The sequence below is a fragment of the Gilliamella sp. X-46 genome, assembly GCF_057063525.1.
Genome location: NZ_JBXSQH010000002.1, coordinates 257,889 through 283,765, shown reverse-complemented (window position 1 = coordinate 283,765; position 25,877 = coordinate 257,889). Strand labels below are relative to the sequence as shown.

Annotated in this window: 18 protein-coding genes; 7 read left to right on the top strand and 11 right to left on the bottom strand. The window is 34.6% G+C overall.

Features of this window, described 5'->3' with window-relative positions; genetic code table 11:
- The first annotated feature begins 136 nt into the window (after positions 1 to 136).
- Positions 137 to 1,981: a sulfatase-like hydrolase/transferase gene (locus ACYIAJ_RS03965; RefSeq protein WP_483558576.1), complete on the top strand. Its 1,845-nt coding sequence runs from the start codon at positions 137 to 139 to the stop codon at positions 1,979 to 1,981.
- A 52-nt stretch (positions 1,982 to 2,033) separates the two neighbouring features.
- Here the strand turns inward: ACYIAJ_RS03965 and sppA are convergent, their stop codons facing one another.
- From sppA to pcnB, 6 genes are all read right to left on the bottom strand, one after another.
- Positions 2,034 to 3,884: a signal peptide peptidase SppA gene (gene sppA, locus ACYIAJ_RS03960; protein ID WP_483564361.1), complete on the bottom strand. Its 1,851-nt coding sequence runs from the start codon at positions 3,882 to 3,884 to the stop codon at positions 2,034 to 2,036.
- A gap of 6 nt (positions 3,885 to 3,890) precedes the next feature.
- Positions 3,891 to 4,712 carry a bis(5'-nucleosyl)-tetraphosphatase (symmetrical) ApaH gene (gene apaH / locus ACYIAJ_RS03955; RefSeq protein WP_483558572.1) on the bottom strand — a complete coding sequence of 274 codons (822 nt, stop codon included), beginning with the start codon at positions 4,710 to 4,712 and terminating at the stop codon, positions 3,891 to 3,893.
- 4 nt (positions 4,713 to 4,716) lie between these two features.
- Complete coding sequence (rsmA, locus tag ACYIAJ_RS03950; protein ID WP_483558571.1) at positions 4,717 to 5,514, bottom strand: 16S rRNA (adenine(1518)-N(6)/adenine(1519)-N(6))-dimethyltransferase RsmA; 798 nt, start codon at positions 5,512 to 5,514, stop codon at positions 4,717 to 4,719.
- Positions 5,507 to 6,820, bottom strand: coding sequence for a peptidylprolyl isomerase SurA (gene surA / locus ACYIAJ_RS03945; protein ID WP_483558569.1), 1,314 nt, complete (start codon positions 6,818 to 6,820; stop codon positions 5,507 to 5,509). Before surA ends, rsmA begins: the two co-directional genes overlap by 8 nt.
- A 79-nt stretch (positions 6,821 to 6,899) precedes the next feature.
- The gene (gene lptD, locus ACYIAJ_RS03940) at positions 6,900 to 9,266 is read right to left on the bottom strand and encodes an LPS assembly protein LptD (RefSeq protein WP_483564360.1); all 2,367 of its coding nucleotides are present in this window, start codon (positions 9,264 to 9,266) and stop codon (positions 6,900 to 6,902) included.
- A 75-nt stretch (positions 9,267 to 9,341) separates the two neighbouring features.
- The gene (pcnB, locus tag ACYIAJ_RS03935) at positions 9,342 to 10,688 is read right to left on the bottom strand and encodes a polynucleotide adenylyltransferase PcnB (protein ID WP_483558722.1); all 1,347 of its coding nucleotides are present in this window, start codon (positions 10,686 to 10,688) and stop codon (positions 9,342 to 9,344) included.
- Positions 10,689 to 11,105: 417 nt separating this feature from the next.
- Here pcnB and oxyR point away from each other — a divergent pair, with 417 nt between their 5' ends.
- From oxyR to ACYIAJ_RS03920, 3 genes are all read left to right on the top strand, one after another.
- Complete coding sequence (oxyR, locus tag ACYIAJ_RS03930) at positions 11,106 to 12,032, top strand: DNA-binding transcriptional regulator OxyR (protein ID WP_483558566.1); 927 nt, start codon at positions 11,106 to 11,108, stop codon at positions 12,030 to 12,032.
- 39 nt (positions 12,033 to 12,071) lie between these two features.
- The gene (fabR, locus tag ACYIAJ_RS03925; RefSeq protein WP_483558564.1) at positions 12,072 to 12,719 is read left to right on the top strand and encodes an HTH-type transcriptional repressor FabR; all 648 of its coding nucleotides are present in this window, start codon (positions 12,072 to 12,074) and stop codon (positions 12,717 to 12,719) included.
- Between the two features lie 199 nt (positions 12,720 to 12,918).
- Positions 12,919 to 13,221, top strand: a complete 303-nt coding sequence (locus ACYIAJ_RS03920) for a hypothetical protein (RefSeq protein WP_483558562.1) — start codon at positions 12,919 to 12,921, stop codon at positions 13,219 to 13,221.
- Between the two features lie 78 nt (positions 13,222 to 13,299).
- Here the strand turns inward: ACYIAJ_RS03920 and pntB are convergent, their stop codons facing one another.
- Positions 13,300 to 14,697, bottom strand: a complete 1,398-nt coding sequence (pntB, locus tag ACYIAJ_RS03915; RefSeq protein WP_483558560.1) for a Re/Si-specific NAD(P)(+) transhydrogenase subunit beta — start codon at positions 14,695 to 14,697, stop codon at positions 13,300 to 13,302.
- Positions 14,698 to 14,712: 15 nt separating this feature from the next.
- Positions 14,713 to 16,245, bottom strand: a complete 1,533-nt coding sequence (gene pntA / locus ACYIAJ_RS03910; RefSeq protein WP_483558558.1) for a Re/Si-specific NAD(P)(+) transhydrogenase subunit alpha — start codon at positions 16,243 to 16,245, stop codon at positions 14,713 to 14,715.
- A gap of 317 nt (positions 16,246 to 16,562) precedes the next feature.
- Between pntA and mukF the strand changes: the two genes are divergently transcribed.
- From mukF to mukB, 3 genes are read left to right on the top strand one after another with little or no spacing between them, the layout of a single operon-like run.
- On the top strand, positions 16,563 to 17,885 hold the full coding sequence (mukF, locus tag ACYIAJ_RS03905; protein WP_483558556.1) for a chromosome partition protein MukF: 1,323 nt from the start codon (positions 16,563 to 16,565) through the stop codon (positions 17,883 to 17,885).
- A 43-nt stretch (positions 17,886 to 17,928) separates the two neighbouring features.
- Positions 17,929 to 18,660 carry a chromosome partition protein MukE gene (gene mukE / locus ACYIAJ_RS03900; RefSeq protein ID WP_483558720.1) on the top strand — a complete coding sequence of 244 codons (732 nt, stop codon included), beginning with the start codon at positions 17,929 to 17,931 and terminating at the stop codon, positions 18,658 to 18,660.
- 2 nt (positions 18,661 to 18,662) lie between these two features.
- Positions 18,663 to 23,081, top strand: coding sequence for a chromosome partition protein MukB (gene mukB / locus ACYIAJ_RS03895; RefSeq protein WP_483558555.1), 4,419 nt, complete (start codon positions 18,663 to 18,665; stop codon positions 23,079 to 23,081).
- A 755-nt stretch (positions 23,082 to 23,836) separates the two neighbouring features.
- On the opposite strand, the gene ACYIAJ_RS03890 is transcribed toward mukB, so the two are convergent.
- The 3 genes from ACYIAJ_RS03890 to ACYIAJ_RS03880 form a co-directional block, all read right to left on the bottom strand.
- Positions 23,837 to 24,538, bottom strand: coding sequence for a nucleotidyl transferase AbiEii/AbiGii toxin family protein (locus ACYIAJ_RS03890; RefSeq protein ID WP_483558553.1), 702 nt, complete (start codon positions 24,536 to 24,538; stop codon positions 23,837 to 23,839).
- 3 nt (positions 24,539 to 24,541) lie between these two features.
- On the bottom strand, positions 24,542 to 24,754 hold the full coding sequence (locus ACYIAJ_RS03885; RefSeq protein ID WP_160402071.1) for a hypothetical protein: 213 nt from the start codon (positions 24,752 to 24,754) through the stop codon (positions 24,542 to 24,544).
- Between the two features lie 470 nt (positions 24,755 to 25,224).
- Positions 25,225 to 25,419, bottom strand: coding sequence for a hypothetical protein (locus ACYIAJ_RS03880; protein WP_483558552.1), 195 nt, complete (start codon positions 25,417 to 25,419; stop codon positions 25,225 to 25,227).
- Between the last annotated feature and the right edge of the window lie 458 nt (positions 25,420 to 25,877).

The following is a 25,877-nucleotide window of genomic DNA, read 5'->3' as shown; positions in this document are numbered from 1 at the left end:
ATTTACCTAACGCCTCAAATTTTGAATAGGAAGGTAGCCGCCTTCAATTTGTTTGAATTAAATAAAGGGCTCTGAATTTGAGCCTTTTTTGTATATAAAATTCTTATCATTAAGTCATTACTCAATAGCGAATACTATGAAAAAATTATACTATTTTGTTCTAATTAATATCTTTATTTCATCAATACTAGCAATTCGATTTTTTATTGTACCAGGTGCATCATTTAATTGGGCTGGAGTGTCATTTTCAGTATTTGCTGTATTGGGGCATTTTTTCTCTGCTTATCTATTACTTTTTATTATTTGTATACCTTTTCTTTGGCTTAAACAGTCTATTCGGAATATTATTCTTGCTGCAATATTTAGCTTTATTCAAATTGGATTATATATCGATACTATTGTTTTTCAACAGTACCGATTTCACGTAAATCAATCTGTTTTAGCAATGGTTTTATCTGGTCAGGTTGTTGATTTTTCAATAATTACTTATTTATTGATGTTGACTGTTATTATTGTTTCATTCTGTGCTGAATATTTTATTCTTTATCTTGTTAATAAAAAATTCACTGTACAGCATAATAAATCAAGAATTCTTTTGATATCAACAATATTTCTTTTTAGTTCATTTTTAGTGAACCATGTAGTACATATGGTTGCCTTTTATTATGCTTATTCACCTATTATGGTTGTGAAAGAGTATATTCCACTTTATAAGCCATTTACGTCGAGAAAGATCATGAGCTTTTTTGATGCAAAAGGGCAGAGAAAAGTCGTATATAACAAGAATAATGACAATGCTGGTGTTGATTATCCCAAAAAAGCATTGGTGATTAATCCTGAAAATAATAAGCCACAAAATATTATGTTTATTGTCTTAGATTCTTGGCGATATGATACCTTTAGTGAAGATATCTCTCCTAATACATTCCGTTTTGTTAACCAAAATAATGGTGTGGTTTTTGATAATCATTACTCAACAGGAAATGCAACTCGTACAGGTATCTTTGGGCTATTTTATGGTATTCCTGGTACGTATTGGGATTCATTTTTACGAAATAGTATTCCTTCACTGTTTATCACAACGTTACAAAAAGAAAACTATAATATCGGCATCTTCACTTCAGCCAAAGTTTCTGCTCCAGAATTTGATCGAACGGCGTTTGTCACCATCAAAAATTTAAGAATTAGTAGTAAAGATGGTTCGGCATCTAGTCGTGATAAACAAATCACAGAGGATTGGCTTGCATGGTATAGAGCACGTGATACTTCTCGACCGACATTTTCTTTTTTATTTTATGATGCTCCTCATGCTTATGACTTTCCTGCCGATTTTTCGGTGAAGTTTAAACCTATTGGGGATCTGAATTATATAACATTGAATAATGATACAGATCCTTTGCCAATTTTTAATCGTTACAAACAAAGTGTTTATTATGATGACTATTTATTACAAAATGTCTATGATGAGCTTGCTAAATCAGGTTCTTTAGATAACACAATATTGGTTATTACTGGTGATCATGCTCAAGAAATGAATGATAATAAACTCGGATTTTGGGGGCATAATGGTAATTATACTGATGCACAAACAAAGGTTCCTTTTATTATTATTGGTGCAAGAGAGTTAGAAAATCTTAAAAATAATAGTGCAAAATTAACTAGTCACGAAGATGTCGTTCCTACCTTAATGAAACATTATTTATATGTGAAAAATGATATAACCGATTACTCGACAGGTTATGATTTATTTAGTCCTATAACTAATCGTAATTGGCTTTTGATGTCAAATTATAGTTCTTATGCAGTTAGAACGTCTGATCATATTTATTTCGTGAATCGATTAGGTATTAATCATTATATGGATTTACATAATCGTGAAACAGATGAAACACCAAATTATCAATACATTCAAGAAGCGATGAACCATATGCGTTATTTTTCCCAATCAGGGCTAAATAGTTTAAAAGATAAAAACAATTAGGTATAAATTGGCGAGATCATTATCTACCACGAGAGTGGTAGATAATCTGTGATTAGTGCACATCGGCACAATTTAGACAATAAATATAGCGATTTTGCGGGTCTTGAAACTTATTCCATAAAGAAACATGCTCTTTAAGTTGTTTCGCTGCTGGTAGTTGTTCAAAAAATATTTCTGCAGTGGATTTAGGTAACATAGCTATCATATCCGAATAAAATGCATTAAACCAATTTCCTTTTGGTTTTTGCCAGTCAATTTCATAATCAGTTACATTCGCTAATGTTGCAGCAGTTTCAATAGCATCATCTATATCGCCTAACTTATCAACAAGTCCAATTTTGCTTGCTTCTGAACCTAACCAAACTTGGCCTTGTCCTATTTTATCTACTTGTTCGGTTGTCATATTTCTTGCTTCTGCTACTAACGAAATAAATGTTTGATAACCGTTATCAATATTCATTTGAATTAATTGACTCATTTCTTTAGGTAGATCCTGCGTTGAAGTGTTGCTTGCTAATGGTGATGTAGTTATACCATCACTATAAACACCAATATGAGATAAAGAATTTTCGAAAGTTGGAATAATACCGAAAATGCCAATAGAGCCAGTAATTGTATTTGGGTTTGCAACTATGTAATCAGATGCGGTGGATATCCAGTATCCACCCGAGGCAGCCATTCCTCCCATAGATACAACAATAGGAATCTGATAATCACGTAATGCTTCTAGTTCACTACGAATTGCTTCAGATGCATCTACACTACCTCCAGGGCTATTTACACGTAATACTATTGCTTGTATGTTATGTTTGTTTAAGTTTTTACGGATATTTCTCAGCTGTTCAACTATGTCTTGGCTACCAGCGACATTACTACTATTTTCACCATTGGTAATAGTACCATTGACAAATACAACTGCAATCAGTGGTTTTTTCCCCTTGGAGTCACTGTCTAATTTTTCATTTTTTGATTTAAGCTGATAATCATAAATGCTAACCTCATGTTGGTTATTGAACTCAAGTTCATATTGGTAGTTAGATGCAATAGCATCGACTAATCCATTAGATATAGCGTATTGAGCCATGTTACCATTAGCTTCTTTTAAAGCTGTTAACATAATATCTGGGGCGGGAACTAATTGTGTATCGGCTTTTTTCCGTTGTGTTGAAATGTCATTAAGATAGTTATTCCACATAAGTGTTAACCAGCGTGTCGTATTACTTTTTGCTTCTTCAGACATGTCATTGCGAATAAATGGTTCAATGGCTGATTTATAAGTACCTACTCTAAAAACATGTGTATTGATTTTTAAATTATCAAGTAAGGTTTTATAGTATAGATTATTAGCGGATAGCCCATATACATTAACAGAGCCAAGTGGTGCTAAGTATATTTTATTAGCATAGCTAGCTAAATAATATTGGCTTTGATTGAAATTTGAACCAAAAGCATAAATAGGTTTCTTTGCCTCGCTAAATTTGGTTAAATATTTGCCAATATATTGTAGCGAACTTATATCGGCACCAGCAAAATTATCTAATTTAAGGACTATACTTGTAATTTTGGGATCTGTAGTAGCTTGAGCTATTTTTTGAGTTAATTCAAATAAACTATTTTCACGGGAAGTATTGACTTTTTTGCCATAAATCTTGTTTTGTAAAGCATAGATTTCATCACTGTAAAGTGTATTGTCAACAATAATACCTTCGATATCTAAAACTAATGAACCATATTGTGGAACAATTTCTTGTTTTTGTGCTTCTTTTACTAATGCAATAAAGCTAAATATCAAAATAATAATAATTAGAAAAATTAAGTTAAGAAATATTTCTCTAATAAAGTTAATTATTTTCCATATTGATTTAATGGCAGATAAAGCAGACATAATCATTGATCCTTTCATAATGGTTTACCTAGTTTTTATTTCGATGTTTTTCTTTTTAAAATATTTTCTATCTTCAAATCGCAAGCATGTCAGTTTTCCACCCCAACAACATCCTGTATCGAGTGCATAAATGTTTTCTGGTGTACCTTTTCCGTTTAATGCCGCCCAATGTCCAAAAGCGATACTATATTCGTTTGGGATTTTACTGGGTAATAAAAACCAAGGTTTAAGTTTTGATGGCGCTTGTTCGGGTGATTTTTTATAGTAGAAATCTAGCCGCCCATCCTCATAGCAAAAACGCATACGAGTTAATGCATTAGCAATATAACGTAGCCTATCTAAGCCTTGTAATTCTGGTTGCCATTCATCAGGAAAATTACCATACATTTTATCAAGGAATAGGATATAAGAATCGCTAGATAACATAGCATTCAAATCATTGGCACATTTTTTTAGTGTTTCAATATCCCATTGTGGTGAAATACCTGCATGAGTCATAATTAGTTTTAATGATTCGTCGATTTGAACTAATGGTTGTTTACGTAACCAATTCATTAATTCATCAAGATCTGTCGCACGGATGATTTCTTCGAGATTATCCTTCTTTTTGGGCTGCGTAATATTGGCATAAATCGATAATAAATGTAGGTCATGATTACCTAATACCAATCGAATCTGGTTGGAATTATGTTTAACAAATCTTAGAACATCTAATGATTTTGGACCTCTAGCAACAAGATCACCAGTTAGCCATAAAGTATCAGATGATGAGAATTTTGCTTTTTCAAGTAACCGCATAAATTCATCATAACAGCCATGAATATCGCCAATAAGTAGATTTGCCATAATATTATTTCCATGCATTAGCTAGTTGGCAGTATTGTTGTACTGTTAAGTTTTCAGCACGTAAATTTGGGTCAATATTCAATTCAACTAACTGTTCAACAGTAAACATATTACTTAAGCTGTTACGAATAGTTTTACGTCGTTGGTTAAATGCCTCTGTAGTTACACGAGAAAGTGTTTTTATATCATTAACAAGATAAGGTTTTTCTTTATACGGTACTAATCTAACTACTGCAGAATCAACTTTTGGTGCAGGTTTAAATGATGTTGGTGGTACTTCAAGAACCGGAATGATTTGACAATAATATTGAGCCATTACGCTCAATCTACCATAATCTTTACTGTTAGGCGCTGCAACTAAGCGAGTGACTACCTCTTTTTGTAGCATGAAATGCATATCGGTGATGATATCTGCATGTTCAAATAAATGGAACATCAAAGGGGTTGATATATTATATGGTAAGTTACCAAATACTCTTAATGGTTTATCTAATTGCTTGGCCAAAAGATTAAAGTCAAAGGTCAATGCATCTTGTTCAATAACGGTTAGTTTATTATGTAAAAATGGATTTTCAATTAATCTATGGGCTAAATCTCTGTCGATCTCTATAACAGTTAAATGATCAAGATATTTACTTATAGGTACAGTTAACGCTGCCAGTCCTGGACCAATTTCGACTAGGGCCTGATCTTTTTTAGGTTGTATAGCTGCAACAATATTTTCGATGATATAGTTATCATGTAAAAAGTTTTGCCCGAATCTTTTACGGGCAAAATGCCCTTGGTGAACACGATTATTCATGTTTATCTTCACCTGTAATTTTGATGTAAGCGTCACCTTTTACTTCTTGAATCCAAACTTGAGCTTCTTCTGAAAATTTACGATTAAAAATAAGTCGATAAGCCTGATCTTTTTTCATCGCATTTGTTCCATCAATTTGTCTTGTATCGATTAATTGGATTAAATGCCAGCCATAAGATGATTTTATTGGTTGACTAATTTCTCCTTTTTTTAGCTGAGCCAAACCGTTTCTAAACCCATTATCATAAATTTCAGGACGATTCCAACCTAAATTGCCTCCTTTCTCGGCTGTACCTGTATCTTGAGAATTTGCCTTAGCTGCAGCTTCAAAGGTTATTTTGCCATCAGTAATTGATTTGCGAATATCGGTTAGTTTCTGTTGAGCGATTTTGTCGGTAACTAATACGTTTGTTTTAATCAAAATATGACGAGCGTTAACTTCTTGAATTTTAATGTCTTTTGGTGCTTCTGAACGAGTGTCATCAACTTTTATTATGTGTAGACCAACGCCTGAACGGATTGGGCCAATAATACTACCTTTTGGTGCACGTACTAAGCGTTCTTCAAAGAGAGTTGGCAATTCATTTAGTTTATGCCAACCCATGCTGCCGCCTTTTAAAGCAAGATCGTCATTTGAATAAGAGGTAGCTAATTTAGCAAAGTTTTCCCCTTTTTGTGCTCGATTGATAATATCTTGTGCTTTATTTGTGGCATTGTCTATTTGTTGTTTAGATGCTTTTTCTGGAATAGAAATCAAAATATGACTGATTTTTACATCGATATTATTGGCTGGTTGGCTAGTAATATTTTTTGCTAAGTTTTCTACTTCTTTTTCTGAAATTTTGATTCTAGGTCTTACTTCATGCATTCGAGTTTCTTCAATCAACATATCATTGTGGATCCTTTCTCGATAAGAGCTATAACTGATCCCCATTGTTGAGAGTTTGCTTCGAAGTTGATCAATGGTCATATCATTTTCAGACGCAATTCTATCGATTGCACTGGTTATTTCGTCATCACTAACTGTGATTTTAGCTTTAGCTGCTTTTTGTAAAATTAGGTTTTCAATAATTAAACGATCAATAATTTGTTGTCTAAGTATTTTGTCATTAGGTAGATTTTGGGCGTCAGTGCTTGCTTTAATTGTTTTTAGCATATCATTAACATCACTTTCTAAAATGACATTGTTATTAACAATCGCAGCAACCTTTTCTACCATTTTTGGTGCGGCATTCGCAGATAACGGAGTTATGATTCCTAAGCTTATACTTAGGTTTAATGTGATAAATAGTTTTAATAATTTCATGTTCACTCAACTCACTTTGTTGTTGTGGCATTGGTAGCCTACAATAAATTTATCAGTAATGTATAGTTACAGAAGTATTTTATTCAAATGTTGTTGTATATGGTAGCTTACCGAAATTTAACATTTTAGCTTTGGTATCTCGGTTGTTTCCTAAACCTTGTAATTCGAAGTTAATAGACAATTTATTTTCATATTTACTTTTTCGAGAAATATTGTCCCAATCTGTTAGCTTTCTACCATATTGTATTGTCATCCCCCAACAACAATCACTATAATGCAAACCAACAAAGCTATCTGCAGTTTGTTTTAATTTAACATCATAATAATATGAACCAACAGCACTAACTGTTTGCGATAATGGCCAAGCAGTCATTATTCCTGCTTGAGAAATATTTTGCTTATAGCCTCTATAAGAAGGGTTTTTATCTACAATGTCAATATAGTTATGGTTTGCATATCGATAAGATAATTGCATTAACTTATCACCTGATGGTCGGTACTCAAATATTGTATTAGCTAATGAAATCGTATCAATTCGAGTATCATATTGAACACCACTTCGAAAGATTATATCATCACTTATGCGCCAAAAATTATCAGATGCCCAAGTAATGCTACCTGTATCAGATTTTTCATCTAAATCATTATTATGTTCACTAGTTTTTGATTTAGTAAAATAAGTAATTTGTCCAATGGATAAGTTAAATTTTTCAACCTTGTTATTATCATAAAACCGAGTTGTTACACCAGTTGATATTTTATTTGTTGAGGCAATTCTATCTAGACCACTATAAGGTTGATCTCTAAATAGACCTATATAATCTGATTGTAATATAGTGGAATCATAGGCGCCAATATTGGATTGATTTCGATATGGAATATAAATGTATTTTACTCTCGGTTCCAATGTTTGGGTATAACCATCAATAAAACTCACATCACGTTCAAAAATGACTTTACCATCGATGCTGAATTTAGGTAAAAAACGATTTACAGTTTTGTCTAAGTTTATATCTCTATCTCTATCTTTATCGATTCTATCTTGATTATAATGTGTTGCCATAAAACCAGCTTCAGTGGTTAATGATGACCAAGAATTGGTTAAGGTATAGTTTAGAGTTGGTTCGACATGAGCTCGCCATGCTTTAGGTTTATTTTCCCCTGATGTCAGAAAACGAGATATTTGAGAAAATGTTCTAAATTTGAATGGTCCCAAATCATTATTATAATAACTCATATCCAACTGCGGTTCGGTTTGATAAAGCGAGTCTTTTAGTTCTGAATGAAATGGCTGAAAGTGCCTATAGCCTAAATTAATATCCCAATTTTCATCATTATAAGCGATTTTGTAAAACTGTGTTAAATATCCAGCAGTTTGAGAAGCGTATTTAGAATTTAGATTAGTAAGATACTGATTGTCACTAACTCGAGTTGTATCGGCATAAAAACGCCAATTATAGTTAATTAACTCTTCATTTTTCCAATGGAACAACCAACGATGGTTATTATCATCATAATTGTTACCATTAACATGATTGCTTCTATCTTCATTATATTTATTATCATGTTGTAGCCAGTCAAATGCGAGTGTACCTAATCCTAATTCATTTAAATAGCGAAATTCTGTTTGTAATTGCACACCACGGTTTTGCAAAGCTCTTGGTGTAAAAGTGGCATCATAATTTGGTGCAATATTCCAATAAATTGGCATTGAAAAATCAATACCATCGATACTGTCATAGCCTAAATTAGGCATCAATAAACCTGAACGGCGTTTATCTCCAGTTGGTAGCTGTAAATACGGTGAGTACAGGACTGGGACTTTGCCAATACTAAATATGGCATTCCAAACTTCTAGTAATTGTTCTTCATTGTCATGAATAACCGTTGTTCCCTTAATGTTCCATGTACTGTCATTAACAGGACAAGATGTGTAACTGCCATTTTTTAAAATAACATATCGATTTTTTTCAAGCTTCATTTGATCAGCATTGCCGCGACCTAGTCTATTTACAAGCTGATACTGACTTGGGCTCATATTTGCATCATTGTTATTTAAATTCATTGATGCATTATCGCCTTTCATTTGTATTAAATTATCTTGATAAGTAATATCACCTTCTAAGGTTACTGCTCGATTATTGTTATCTTGAGTATCGATTGTTACGGTATCTGCTTGGACTGTGCGGTTACCTTGTTCTATTAATACATCACCTTTATATATGGCAATATTTGGGTAGAATACTTCCAATCGGTTAGCTTGAGCATTTACAGGTAAGCTGTTTATGTCTCCATTGACTAAAGGGCGATCAAACCTAGGAACATCTATAAGACATTGAGGGTTATTGCTAATGGCGGCTTTGGGTAAATCTATAGCATAACTAGAGTCGTTATACAAAGAAAGAGTAACAGCTATTGCAATAAGAGAAGGCGCTAATTTTTTCATCAATGATTAAAAAGTTGTTATGATTATTTTAATTACAGCATTATAGCTGTTATTTATAAAAGTGCGAATTAAAAATTAACGTTTCCCCTTGCGTTTATTCATTTTGTTTAGCTGTTTTACCATCACTATTCTTTTTTCGAGTGAAGTGTATTGAAACTCATCCCACCATTTAGCTAATTCCAAAAGCTCACTTTTTTCGATTGATGCTCGTATTTCTAAAAGATCATAGGCAGCTCGAAACTTAGGGTGTTCTAAAATAGAAAATGCTCGTTTCCCATCTCGTTTTTTCATACGTAGCTGCAAACGCCAAATGTCTCCCATTATTGTGGTTAAGCGTCTAGGTATAGCGATATTTTTACATTGTTCACTAAGCACTTCATTAATTGCCATCGAAAACGAATCATAAAATGGCAAACCGCTTTCAACACTTGTTGCTTTTGCTTGTTCAATAATTGGATACCAAAAAAAGGCAGCAAATAGGAATGCAGGATTGACTCGTTTATTGTTGGCGATACGATAATCAGTATTTCTTAAAACTTGCTCAATGATTTTTTCTAAATGACTATTTTGATTGTTAGCCAACAAACGCTCAATAGTCGGAAATAATTGTTCAAAAAGACAATATTTTCTTAGTAACTGGTAAGTTTTATAACCATGTCCTGCTTGTAATAGTTTAAGGGACTCGTCAAAAAGCCGAGCAGAAGGAATATTTTTCAATAATGGTGCAAGATCTTTAATTGGCCCTGAGGTAGCTGGCTCAATTTCCATATTCAGTTTTGCAGCGAAACGGACGGCTCTTAGCATTCTAACGGGATCTTCTCGATAACGTGTTTGTGGATCGCCAATTAGTTTAATAATGCCTTTTTGTAAATCTTTTAATCCTCCACAATAATCGCGTAAAGTGAAATCATTTGCACTATAATAAAGTGCATTCATAGTGAAATCGCGACGAATTGCATCTTGTTCAACGGTTCCGTAAACATTATCACGTAACAGCATACCAGACTGTGAACGTTTAGATATATTGTTTTGCCCATCCTTAGAATCATGATCTCCACGGAAAGTCGCTACTTCAATAATCTCTTTACCAAACATAATATGGGCAAGACGAAATCGTCTTCCTACCAATCGACAGTTGCGGAAAATTTTTTGAATCTGTTCTGGTGTTGCATTAGTTGTGATATCAAAGTCCTTTGGCATTTTGCCTAATATGAGATCTCTGATGCATCCTCCAACTAAATAAGCTTCGTACCCTTGTTTGTTTAATCGATGAAGGACTTTTAATGCATTTGCACTAATATCTTTACGGGATATATTATGCTCATTACGTGCAATAGACACATAACCAATTTTTTGTTGTTTGTTGTTTTTTTCTTCATTGCGAAAAAATTTTCGATAAAAACGTGAAACTTGTCTAAAAATAGCGCACCTCAAAAGTGTTTTTGGCTTAATAACAACTATAGCGCGCGATTATATCGTAATTGCCAATAATTTTCCATGTTTCTTAGCATTGGTACTTATTAGCGCAATAAATTGTAATTTTATTAAATAGTTTAAATATTATATTTGATTTTTTTAATATAATTATCAACAATAGTAATATTGGCAGTATTTAATTAAAAGCGACAGATTTTGTTTTGCTCTGATTAGAGTATTTTAATTAGCTGATTAAGACTAAATAAAACTATACTCGGCATTTCTTTTTATTTATTTGTTTTACAGAATATAAATTATAAAGCATTATAGTTTAAGAAATTATGAAGAATGTTATTTGTTATAACTTTACATATGGAAGTTGTTTGAGTATATACTATTAACTGATAACTTATTGGGGACATTATGAATATTCGTGATTTGGAATATTTTGTTTCATTAGCTGAATTTCGTCATTTTCGTAAAGCTGCTGATGCTTGCAATGTGAGTCAACCAACTCTTAGTGGTCAAATTAGAAAATTAGAAGATGAACTAGGCGTAATGTTATTAGAACGTACTAGTCGCAAAGTATTATTTACTCAAACAGGCATGATGCTGGTTGAGCAAGCTAAAGAGATTTTGCGTAACATTCAAATTCTAAAAGAGATGGCAAGTCGTCAAGGTGAAGAAATGTCAGGACCAATGCATATCGGCTTGATTCCTACGATAGCACCTTATCTTTTACCTCATGTGATTACTGTGTTACATGAATGTTTTCCTCAGTTAGAGCTTTATTTGCACGAATCTCAAACCGCTAGCATTGTTGCTCAGCTTGAAAGTGGAAAACTTGATTGTGCCATTGTTGCTCAAGTTAAAGAAACCTCACAGTTTATTGAGTTACCATTGTTTGACGAACCAATGTTTTTAGCTGTCCCAGCAAGTAATGAAATTGCTAACAAAAAAGTCGTTAAATTATCTCAGTTAAAAGGGCAAAAATTCTTAATGTTAGAAGATGGTCACTGTTTGCGAGATCATGCAATGGGTTACTGTTTCCAAGTTGGTATTGATGAGGATAAACAGTTTAAAGCAACCAGTCTAGAAACACTTCGTAGTATGATTGCTGCTGGTCGTGGTATCACTTTATTTCCAGAGCTTGCGGCACCTAATGAGCGAGTTCGAGATAATATTTGCTATATTCCGTGTGCAGATCCAGTACCATCACGCAGTATTACTTTGATCTATCGTCCTGGTTCGCCATTACGTTCTCGCTATGAAACTATAGCTAAAACTATCCGAGAGCATATGCCGAAAGTGTTTGCTGAAAAAGAGAGATTATTAAAATTAGCAAATTAATATTAGGTTAAATATAAACAACTAGGATTGAGCTATAAAATGAAAAATACCAAGATCGGCGGCGGTGTTCGAGCTCAACAGAAAGAAAGAACCCGCCGTACGTTAATTGACGCGGCATTCAATCAACTTAATGCTGAGCAAGGTTTTGCTAGTTTAAGTTTAAGAGAAGTTGCCCGCGAAGCAGGTATTGCTGCAACTTCGTTTTATCGCCATTTTCGCGATATGGATGAATTAGGTTTGGCCATGGTTGATGAAAGTGGTTTGACTCTTCGTCAATTATTGCGACAAGCACGTAAGCGTATTGAAAAAGGTGGTAGTGTACTACGGACATCTGTTACCACATTTATTGAGTTTATTGATAAAAATCCCAAAGTCTTTTTATTACTTCTCCGCGAAAAAGCAGGTACGTCATCGGCTTTCCGCTCTGCTATTGCTAGAGAAATTCAACACTTTATTGTAGAGCTTGTTGATTATCTCGATAATGCTAACCAGATGCCTCATCATTACAATGAGGCTCAAGCAGAGGCAATGGTTACTATTGCATTTAATGCTGGCGCTGAAGCGATTGATTTTGACACCGTACAGCGTGAAAAATTAATTGAAGATCTTATTTTTCAACTTCGAATGGTTTCGCGTGGAGCTTATTATCTTTACCATAAAGAACAAATCAAAAAAGATAATCATTAATTATTATAATCCCAAGCCTATTTCTAAATTAGTAAATTATTAGCAATATTAAAGTTTTATACCATTTATTATATTATTCATTATTTGCATAGGTAAAAATTGAAAGGGATATATTTTAAAACAGTAATTAATTTAATTGCTAAACTATATTTTTATTGCCTTATTTTGTTTTCCTTTTTTCAATTATGCCTATTAAAATGTGGTATTTAAAGAAATCTATTATAGCAAAGAGGACTGTAGGTCTTTAAATATTGCAATATGGTATCCGACTAATAATCGACAAAAGAGAACAGTCATTGGCGATAATGCAGTTTTTTATGGTTTTAAAGTTATTTCTAATGCAATGCATTTTAGTTTTATACTAATTTGTAAATTAGGTGCTATAGATATTTTAGAGCAAGACGCTAAAAGAGAAGAAATAATTTGTAAAGGCGGCAGAAATCAAACAAGGATTGAGATACATCGTGAAATAATAGATCGAATAAATGATTTTTTTATCTAAAGTGAATTTAAATTAGGTTCCTTAGTATTTTATAAAATTACTGCGGCAAAAGCCGCAGTAATTTTAATAAATTAATTATTAAAGATTTTGTAGTACTTTTTCAACACTATCTTTAGCATCACCAAATAGCATATAGCTATTTTCTTTAAAGAATAGTGGATTTTGTACTCCTGCATAACCAGTATTCATTGAGCGTTTAGATATAATGACGGTTTTTGCTTTCCAAACTTCAAGAACTGGCATGCCTGCTATTGGGCTATTTGGATCTTCTGCTGCTGCAGGGTTTACCGTATCATTTGCTCCAATAACCCAAACAACGTCAGTATCAGGGAAATCATCATTGATTTCATCCATTTCTAATACAATATCATAAGGGACTTTTGCTTCAGCTAATAATACGTTCATATGACCAGGTAAACGTCCTGCAACAGGATGAATACCAAATCTTACTTCAATATCCATTGCACGCAGTTTTTCTGTTATATTACTTACAGCACCTTGTGCTTGCGCAACAGCCATCCCATAACCAGGAACAATAATAACTGAACGAGCTTCTTTTAATGTTTGCGCAACTTCGGCTGGTTGCATTTCACGGTATTCACCTTGTTCTTCGTCTGATGAACTAGCTGTGCTACCATCGCTACCGAAACCGCCAGCAATAACACTAATAAATGAGCGGTTCATTGCTTTACACATAATGTAAGACAGAATTGCCCCTGATGAACCAACTAACGCACCAGTTACAATTAATAGATCGTTACCTAACATAAAGCCCGCTGCTGCTGCTGCCCAACCAGAATAAGAGTTTAGCATTGAGATTACCACTGGCATATCAGCACCACCAATTGAAGCAACAAGATGGAAGCCAAATACAAATGCAATTATTGTCATAATTAATAGACTAATGAGTGCACCTGTTCCTTTTTTTTCTTCAATGAAGGTATACATTAATATGATCGAAACAACAATCGCAGCTAAATTCCAATAATGTTTATTTGGAATAGAAAGCGGTTTAGAGCTAATACGGCCATTTAATTTACCGAATGCAACAACAGAACCTGAGAAAGTTACAGCACCAATGAATACACCCACAAAAATTTCGACTAAATGTACAGTAAGCTCATTACCATGAAATAGTTGTGAATGATCGTTTAAGTCTAAAAAGCTATTTAAACCAACAAGTACAGCTGCCATACCAACAAAGCTATGTAGTAGCGCAACAAGTTCTGGCATTTGCGTCATTTCAACTTTCTTAGCAAGGTATAGCCCAATTGTTGCACCAATAATCATTGAGATTACGATCCAGTGTAACCCACCTTTGATACTAGCTACTGCTGCAATAAGTGCAATAGCCATACCAATCATACCGTAGATATTTCCTGATTTGGCTGATTCTTGGTTAGAAAGACCACGTAAACTAAAGATAAAAAGTAATGCAGCAATAACATAGGCTGCTTGAATGATTCCATTACTCATGGTTTATTCCCTCCCTTACTTGCCACGTTGAAACATTTTCAGCATTCTTTGCGTAACAAAGAATCCGCCAAAAATATTAATGCTAGCGATTAAAATAGCAACAAAGGCAATTGCTGTACTTAGACCGTTGTCATCACCGATTTGCAATATTGCTCCGACTAAAATAATACCAGAAATTGCATTAGTTACTGACATCAGTGGAGTATGTAGAGAGTGCGTAACATTCCATACAACGTAATAACCAACCACGCAAGATAAAGCAAAAACAGTGAAATGCCCTAAAAAGCTTTCGGGTACAGAATTCGCAAGCCAGAAATAGGCTAGAATGGCTAATGCAAAAATTCCATATTTTTTGCGTGGATCCATTGGTTTTGGTTCAGGTTTAGCAATTGGCTCAGAAGTTTTTTTCTGAGGTTGTGCTGATACTTGAATTGGTGGTGCTGGCCAAGTTATTTCTTTTTCTTTAACCACTGTTACACCACGGATAACAACATCTTCAAAGTTAATATTAATATTGCCATCTTTTTCTTTAGCTAGCAGTTTTAATAAGTTAACAATGTTAGTACCATAAAGTTGTGATGCTTGAGCTGGCATACGATTAGCTAAATCGGTATAGCCGACAATTTTTACATTATTTTCAGTTTCGAAAACTTCGCCCGGTTTAGTTAATTCACAGTTACCTCCAGTTAATGCTGCTAAATCAACAATAACACTACCTGGTTTCATGGATTCAACCATCTCTTTAGAAATAAGTTTTGGTGCCGGTTTTCCCGGAATTAAGGCCGTGGTAATAATGATATCTACATCTTTAGCTTGTTCAGCAAATAGCGCCATTTCAGCTTCAATAAAGGCTGCTGACATTTGTTTAGCATAGCCATCGCCAGAACCGGCTTCTTCTTCAAAATCAAGCTCTAAAAAGTCAGCTCCCATGCTGTTAATTTGTTCAGCAACTTCAGGGCGGGTGTCAAAAGCACGAACAATCGCACCTAAACTTACTGCAGCACCAATTGCTGCAAGGCCAGCAACACCAGCACCAATAACTAACACTTTGGCTGGAGGGACTTTACCCGCAGCGGTAACTTGACCAGTAAAGAAACGACCAAATTGGTTTGCTGCTTCAATAACTGAACGATAACCAGCAATATTAGACATTGAACTGAGCGCATCTAAAGATTGTGCACGTGAAATACGTGGTACACAGTCCATTGCCATTACAGTAATATTTTTAGCCGCTAGTTTTTCTAATAACTCTTTGTGTTGCGCTGGGTAAATATAACTGATGAGAGTTAACCCTTCTTTCATTAATGCGATTTCATCATCAGTTGGCGCATGAAATTTCAAAATTAAATCATTTTGCCAAATGTCTTGTGTATTTTGGATTGTGGCTCCAGCATCAATAAAAGTTTGGTCTTCAAAATGAGCAGCATGCCCAGCACCTTGTTCTACAGAAACTGTAAAACCAAGTTTTAACAGTTGTCCAACAGTTTGGGGAGTTGCTGCAACTCTAGCTTCATTGGCTAACCGTTCTTTAGGTATACCGATATGCATTTTGTTACATCCTTACGTTAGTTTATATAGAGTATATTAATTTTAGCATAAATAGGTATCAGTGCGAGTAGGGAATCTATTTTTTATGCAAGAAATAAGATTTTAATTTATTTTGATGATATTTATTAATTAATATTATTATAAGTTTAGATTTAAGTCGCCATAATGTTAATAATACAGTTTTAATTCTTTCATCGAATTCCGTTACAAATTTACTCTATATTGTTATATAATTGACGATATTTTTGTTTATACCGTAAACAATGGAAGCTCTACGGTATGTTTCGATTTTGTTCTCCTTGAATTGAGGAACTTTTATGATTGATTTTTCCCAATCAGTGCCGGAACTGGTCTCTTGGGCAAAAAAGAATGATTTTTCGATCACTTTGCCAGTTGAAAGGTTAGCTTTTTTATTGGCTATTGCCGTATTAAATAGTGAACGTTTTGATGGTGAAATGACAGAATCTGAATTGATTGATGCTTTTAGGCATGTTTCACAAATTTTTGAACAAAGTGAAGATACCATCACTATACGAGCCAATAATGCAATTAACGATTTAGTGCGTCAGCGTTTTATTACGCGGTTTGCAAGTGATATGACTGATGGCTTTTCAATTTATCGTTTAACGCCATTAGGAATAGGTATTTCTGATTATTATATTCGCCAGCGTGAATTTTCAACATTGCGCTTATCTATTCAATTATCTATTGTTGCACAAGAATTAAAACGTGCTGCAGATGCAGCTGTCGAAGGTGGTGATGATTTACATTGGCACCGAAATGTCTTTGCACCGTTAAAATATTCGGTCGCAGAAATTTTTGATAGTATTGATATCACCCAGCGCGTCATGGATGAACAGCAAGCCGATGTGAAACAAAACATCTCGGCGTTATTAAGTCAAGATTGGCAAGCCGCAATTACCAGTTGTGAAGGATTACTTACCGAAACATCGCAAACATTGCGTGAGTTACAGGATACTTTAGCAGCTGCTGGAGATAAATTACAAGCCAGCTTACTGTTGATACAAGATGCGACGCTTGATAAACCTGAACTAGATAAAATTAACAACGTAGTCATGGATCTACAAGGTAAACTTGACCGCATTATTGGTTGGGGACAAAAAGCGATAGATCTTTGGATAGGTTACGATCGTCACGTTCATAAATTTATTCGGACAGCTATCGACTTAGATAAAAACCGTGTATTTTCACAACGTTTACGCAAATCGATTCAAGGGTATTTTGATTTACCTTGGTCACTCACTTTTGCTAATGCCGAGCGCTTACTTGATATGCGTGATGAGGAGTTAGCGTTACATGATGCCGAAGTGACAGGGGAATTACCAACAGAGCTTGAATTTGAAATGATTGAAGAAATTCAAGAACATATCATTTCGCATATTGAACAAAATTTATTGGTTTTTAAACAAGAAAATAAACCACTTGATATGGGTATTGCCATTCGCAGTTATTTAGCTCAGTTCCCACGTGAGCAGCATTTTGATATTGCAAGGTTATTTATTGATCAAGCTATTCGTCTCGGTATTGCCGAAGATGATCTGCTTGGTATTCCTGCTGAATGGAAACTTATTAACGATTATGGAGCTAAGGTGCAAGCACATGTCATCGACAGATACTAAAGATTTAGAAATAGAACAAACGGCTCATCATCTTGATGATGTCATGGGACGCATTGCGGCAAGTTCACAGGCGTCCATAGATAAATATATGCCTGTAAAATTGGCTCAAGCGATTGCTAATCCTATTTTTCCAGAGCTGGACAGTTTATTACGTTCAGGCCGTCATGTTGGTATTGATGAACTTGATCATCACGCGTTTTTAATGGATTTTCAACTTGAGCTTGAACAATTCTACCAACGTTATAATGTTGAATTAATTCGAGCTCCTGAAGGTTTTTTCTATCTTCGACCTCGTTCAACAACATTAATTCCAAGATCTGTTTTATCTGAACTTGATATGCTTGTTGGTAAAGTTCTTTGTTATTTATATCTAAGCCCTGAACGATTAGCACACGAAGGTGTTTTTACCCTACAAGAGCTATTTGATGAACTAGTTTCGTTAGCCGACGAAAGTAAATTACTTAAATTAGTGAATCAACGCTCAACGGGGTCAGATTTAGATCGCCAAAAATTATTTGATAAAGTAAAAACGGCGTTAAATCGCTTACGACGGCTTGGTATGATTTTTTTTATGGTTGGGAACGACAGCTCACGCTTTCGTATTAACGAAGCTATTTTCCGATTTGGGGCAGATGTTCGTAGTGGTGATGATGCGCAAGAAGCTCAATTACGTTTAATCCGAGATGGTGAAGCAATTAAAATTGAATCGACCTTAATCTTGGATAATGATAACAGTGAAGAACAAGATGATGATGTTAATGAGGAGATAGAATAAACATGATTGGACACGGCAAATTTCACTCATTAACTCTGATAAACTGGAATGGTTTTTTTGCTCGAACGTTTGAGCTTGATCAGCTAGTCACAACCTTATCTGGTGGTAATGGTGCAGGTAAGTCGACCACGATGGCGGCTTTTGTTACAGCATTGATACCCGATTTAACCCTATTGCATTTTAGAAACACCACCGAAGCAGGGGCAACATCAGGCTCACGTGATAAAGGTTTGCATGGTAAGTTAAAACCAGGTGTTTGTTATTCAATACTGGATGTAATTAATTCTCGTAACCAACGAATTATCTGTGGTGTACGTTTACAACAGGTTGCTGGGCGTGACAAAAAAGTGGATATTAAACCGTTTTTACTGCAAGGTTTACCTGTCGTTATTAGTCCTACAGAATTAGTTACTGAACGTTTAAATGATAAACAAGCACGCATTTTATCGTTGCCAGAGTTAAAAGATAAAGTCGAATCAATGGACGGCATTATCTTCAAACAATTTAACTCGATTACTGATTATCACTCAGTTATGTTTGACTTTGGTATATTACCTAAACGTTTACGTTCTTCATCTGATCGTAGTAAATATTATCGCTTAATTGAAGCCTCGCTGTATGGTGGGATTTCAAGTGCGATTACTCGTTCACTACGCGACTATTTATTACCTGAAAATGGTGGTGTACGTAAAGCTTTCCAAGATATGGAAGCGGCACTGCGTGAAAACCGAATGACACTAGAAGCGATTCGAGTTACACAATCCGATCGTGATTTATTCAAACATCTTATTACTGAATCGACCAATTATGTCGCGGCCGATTATATGCGTCATGCTAACGAACGCCGAGTGCATATTGAATCGGTACTTGGCTTGCGTCGTGATATGTTTAAAACGCAAGATCAGCTTATAAGTAATCAATACCGCCAAGTAGAAACGGCGAAAGAACTTAAAGAATATCAAGAAGCGCAAAGCGATTTGGAAACTGATTTACAAGCCGCTAATGATCACCTCAACTTAGCACAAACAGCGCTACGCCAACAAGAAAAAATCGACCGCTATCAAGCAGATTTAGATGACTTAAATTTAAAGCTTGAAGAACAAAACGAAGTGGTACTTGAGGCGAATGAACAATACCAAGTTTACCGTGATCAGGTTAACGAAACAGAGCAAGAAGTCGATGAAATCAAAACACAATTAGCGGATTATCAGCAAGCACTTGATGTTCAACAAACACGAGCAATTCAATACCAACAAGCTTTACAGGCACTAAAAAATGCTCAGTCATTATGTCAGCTACCAAAACTAGGTATTAGCAATATTGAAGATCACTTTGCCGTGTTTGATGAAAAGCAAAGAGAGATCACTGAACAAGTTCTTGAACTTGAACAAAAATTAAGTGTATCTGATGCCGCCATTAATCAATTCGATCGAGCTTATCAATTGGTCGTTAAATTGGTTGGTGATGTAACTCGTAGTGATTCTTTTGTAGCTGCTAAAGAAGCATTAAGACAATGGCCATCACAATGTTATCAAGCTGAAAAAGCAGAACATTTACAGCTACAACTAGATGAACTAGAACAACGCTTTTTTGAACAAAAAGAAGCGGAATCATTATTAACACAATTTTGTAAACGTATTGGCCGACAAATTAATTATGATGAGCTTGACGAATTAAAACAAGAGATCGAATCCCAGTTAGATGAGAATGCTGAGCGAGCTAACGAATCAAGCGAAAAACGTATTGAATTTAGGCAAGAACTTGAACAAATTCAATCGAAAATTGCTGATTATCGACAAAAGGCACCATTATGGTTAAAAGCCCAAGATGCGTTAATTGCTTTGCAAGAACAAACCGGAGAAACGTTTAAGAACAGCCAAGCTGTGACACAACATATGCAAAAGCTGCTTGAGCAAGAGCGAACATTAGTTACTGAACGAGATCAAATTAGCTTTAGACGTAATCAATTAGATGTCCAAATTGAACAACTTAACCAACCTAGTGGTGTTGATGATGGTCGTTTATCTGCATTGTCTGAACGTTTCAACGGTGTATTACTTTCTGAAATTTATGAAGACGTAACCATTGATGATGCGCCTTACTTTTCAGCCCTCTATGGTCCAGCAAGGCAAGCTATCGTTGTACCAGACTTATCATTAGTTAAACAGCAATTAGAAAGTCTTACCGCAAGCGATGAAGATTATCCAGAAGATATCTACTTTATTGAAGGTGATCCTTCATCATTTGATGATAGTGTTTTTGACTGTGAGGAAATGAATAAATCCGTACTAGTCAAAACAGGCGATCGTCAATGGCGATTTTCGAGTTTCCCAAGTGTACCACTATTTGGTCGTGCCGCGCGTGAAGTTCATCTTGAAAAACTATCGGCTGAACGTGATGAATTACATGAACGTTATGCAACGATTTCATTTGATTTACAAAAATTACAACGCATTGAGCAAAATGTTGGACAATTTATAGGACAATATCTGGCTGTTGCTTTTGATATTGACCCTGAAGCGGAAGCACAAAAATTAGCAATAAGACGCACCGAAATTGAGCGTCAATTATCATCTCAAGAAAGCATTGATCAGCAAAACCAACAACAAGTTATTAATTGCAAAGAGCAATTAGTTACCGTCAATAAGCTTGTTGCTCAGATGCACTTACTTGCAGATGATGATTTAGCGGATCGGGTTGATGAATTACGTGAGCAATTGGTTGCAGCGCAAGAATCTGCACAATATGTTAACCGTAATCGTAACACTGTTTCAGAACTTGAACCTTTAGTGGCAGTCTTACAAAGTGATCCTGAACAAAATGAATCGCTTCGTGAACATTACAACACAGTTAAAGCACAGCAACAAACGATTCGTCAACAAGTCTTTGCTTTAACTGAAGTCATGCAACGCCGAGCTCACTTTAGTTATGAAGATTCGGCCGGCATGTTGAGTGAAAATAGTGATTTAAATGAAAAATTACGGTCTCGATTAGAAGTGGTTGAAGCTCAAAGAGCTGAAGCGCGTAGTCAGATGCAGCAGTATCAAGATAAATACAATCAATATAACCAAACGCTTGCCTCGCTTAAAAGTGCATTTGAAACTAAGCGGGATATGTTGCAAGAACTACAAAAAGAGATCGAACAAATTGGCGTAAAAGCGGACGCGATCACAGAAGAACGAGCGCGATTACGCCGTGATGAAGTCCATCAAAAATTAAATAATAACCGCCAACATTGTACATCGCTTGAAAAACAACTGATTATGTGTGAAAGCGAAATGACACAGATGCAAAAACGCTTAACTCAAACACTTCGCGATTATAAACAACTTCGCGAACAGGTAGTACAAGCGAAAGCAGGATGGTGTTTAGTATTAAGGTTGGTTAAAGAAAATAGTGTTGAACGTCGATTGCATCGCCGAGAACTTGCTTACTTAAGTGCTGATGAGCTACGTTCTATGTCCGATAAGGCGTTAGGTTCGTTACGTCTAGCTGTTAATGATAATGAACATTTACGTGATGTATTAAGACTATCAGAAGATCCAAAACGGCCTGAACGTAAAATTCAATTTTATATTGCAGTTTACGCTCACTTACGCGAGCGAATTCGTCAAGATATTGTCAAAACTGATGATCCTATTGAAGCAATTGAACAGATGGAAATTGAATTATCACGTTTGACCGAAGAGTTGACATCTCGTGAGCAACAATTAGCGATCAGCTCAAAAAGTGTGTCTAACATTATTCGTAAAACGATTCAACGTGAGCAAAATCGTATCCGCTTACTTAACCAAGGTTTACAAGCAGTGGCTTTTGGGCAAGTTAATGGTGTGCGTTTAAATGTCAATGTTCGTGAAGCCCACTCCTCACTGCTAGTCGCATTGTCTGATGAGCAAAATGAGCATCAAGATCTGTTTAGTAATAATCGCATTACCTTCTCTGAAGCGTTAGCTAAACTCTATCAACGCTTAAACCCACATATTGATATGGGGCAACGTACTGCTCAAAATATTGGTGAAGAACTACTCGATTACCGAAATTACTTAGAAATGGATGTTGAGGTCAATCGAGGTGCTGATGGGTGGCTACGTGCTGAAAGTGGCGCATTATCAACAGGTGAAGCAATTGGTACAGGGATGTCGATTTTACTGATGGTGATTCAAAGTTGGGAAGATGAATCTAAGCGTCTGCGCAACAAAGATATTTCACCATGCCGATTATTATTTTTGGACGAAGCTGCGCGTCTTGATGCCAAATCAATTGCAACATTGTTCGAGCTATGCGAACGGTTACAGATGCAATTGATTATAGCTGCACCAGAAAACATCAGCCCAGAAAAAGGCACAACTTACAAATTGGTTCGTAAAGTGATCAATAACCAAGAACATGTTCATGTGGTTGGTTTGAAAGGTTTTGCGTAATTTTCTATTATGTTGTAACGTTTTCGCCGACAAATTGTCGGCGAAATTTTATTTTTAACTGCAAGTAGCCTATTAGTATCTTCTTTTACTAAATTATATAAATAAAACGTTATGATAGCCTAAATAAAAGTGACTACTTGGCTAATCTTGCTGATTGGTTTCTTCTCTCTTGTGCCTTTAGGTTCTTTAATGTTTTTGACATTTTCAGTCGCTATAGACGCCATTTTACTCATAGTATCCCTTAAGATTTTGCCATCATCAGTTTTAAATGATGCAAGTTATTCTAGTCCATTTTGATCTACTTCAAAATAGATTGCTTCAACATACGAGCTATACGTAAAAGGTATTATTACAAGAATTATAAGCTGCTTTAAGTTGCTGAAATAGTCTTCAAGGCTTTTTATTGCTGGATTTGATGTGCTTTATAGGATTTAAAAGAATGTTACTGTTTATTGATTTGGTGCGTGGGCGGGACTTGAAAGAAGCTTTTCGATTTCAACCATTATACTTAAATCTATATATTCTAACTGCCACCAATGAAAAATATCCCACATTTTGCAATTAAGTAATTTAGCGGCTCTTTCAAAAGTACAATACGTGGCGGTAATGCCATACGCCCCTCACGTCCCTAATAGATATTTGCGCCAGTTTGCTAGGGTTGCGAATGTTTGGGGATCGACCTAGACTCAAATAATACATTAATATACAGTTAGGTACATTATAGCACTGTGTTTATATACATGGAATGGGGATGGTTACTTTTGGTTTTCTAGATAGGATAAAAGCTTATTTAAGCTATCATTTAGTATGATGTTTATATTTTGTTCAGATATACCTAAATTAATACAATTCGTTGAATATTTATCTTTATTTTTTTCTATATCATTAGCCGCTATCTTTAACCCATTTATAATGCTATTGCCATAAATCATCTTTGCATTTAATAAGGCAGATTGAGGTATACTTCCCCAACAATGGAGCATAAATAAAATATCAATGATATCTTTATAGGGTGGTTGTGTGGCTCTGTCGGCATTAGCTAAAAGCTTAGTGTAGAAACAGCTCTCTTTATCTAAATATGGTATAGGAAATAATTTGCCTTGTTTTCCTGTTAACTGATATTTTTCAAAGCTAACAATTTCAAGTTTTATGGGTTTTGGATTTTCTTTAATAAACGCACGTACAGCATAACGGTCAAAAGATATCTCTCTAATATATTGAAATTCTTTTTTTACCAACAATCCTAAACTATCTGAGGTTACCGTATTTCTTACTGCTCTGTAGGATTCAATAGTAGGGCACAATAAATCTATATCAATTGATTCCCTAAACTCATTTAATTCTAATGCTATTCGAGTTCCGCCACCAAAATAAATATTGTTGTCCACTAAAAAATCGATATTAAAATTATTTAATAAATGGTCTATTATTTGGTGATGAGTTAACTTATATGACATAAACTAAACGCATGTAGGTAGGAAATAGCCATTTCCATACTCTTTAATAAGTTTATGGATTAATTTTTTTTCGTTGGCAGCAAGCTTTACATCTTTAATAAAGCACCATCTTCTTTCATAAATTTTGAAAGCTTCGTCTTCTGGAATTGTTTGCCCTTGATAGTCCCACAAAATTTTATTTAACGCAGGATATCTATTTACTTGGATATTTTGCATTTATTGTCTCGTTAAAATAAAAATCGCATTTAAATAAATTGACGGTGACCATTTAATAGATATGCAGGTTCTCATAATACCCTGTATTTAAAAGTATATAACTGAATATATATGAACACAACTTAATTATGTTAAAATTACAGAATTAAAATAACATTTTAGGGTAAATAAATGAGAGCATTTGCAAAAAATAGCAATAAATATTTAAGCCGTCGCGCCGCTTCAAAGCATAAAGCACGTTTATCAGCAAAATAATAAGACCCTATCGGGCTTTTTTTAATTCAACTCCATAAAAAAGACTATAATTATAAGATGTCTTCATAATAAAGATAACTGTCTCCATTTTTTGTGGAAGCAAGCATTAGCAATTATTCCCGCTTTTGCTTAGATTAGTATCCTTTACTTTAATGTTTTTTCACTGGATACCTATTTTATAGATTTATTAACACTAGTGATTATATACATGAAATTTATTCATCTTTTTTAGTAGATTTAGATTTAATGTCATTAATATAAAGTTTAGGATTATCTAATATTTTTTGTAAATCTTTTAGTTGTATATCTTTTAGTAGCTCATTACTTCGCTGTTTTTGTTTATTTTTACATTGCTTAATACCAAATAAAACAATAGATAATATCATTAAAACTATCTTAAATTTATTCATTTCTATTTAGCTTCTCAATTATCGCCAATCTCACAAACTCAGAACGGTTTTTACTGGCTAGATGACTTCTATCATGTTTAATAAAGTCGTCTATTTCATCAACTATTGATTGTTCAATCGATACAATTAATCTTATGTTTGGTACACCATGAAAATAGCAATTTATCTTTTTCTTTTCTAACGTGTCTTTAAATCATCAAAGTTACTGTACCATCCTCTTTTTTATGGACTGACAAAATTATAATTTTAATCAGTCCAGATGTAATTATATTAATAAAAAGTATTATTTGTAAAAACACCCCATGCAATCAAAGTTATTATATTTTTCTAACATGCCAGAAAATTCTTCAAGCCAAGTCAGCAGGAGGTGGTAAATTTCTGCAATTTTTAGGCTTCCAAACCGCTCACCCTGCTTTTTATGCAAAACCACGAATTGAAATAATTTTTTGACTATCACT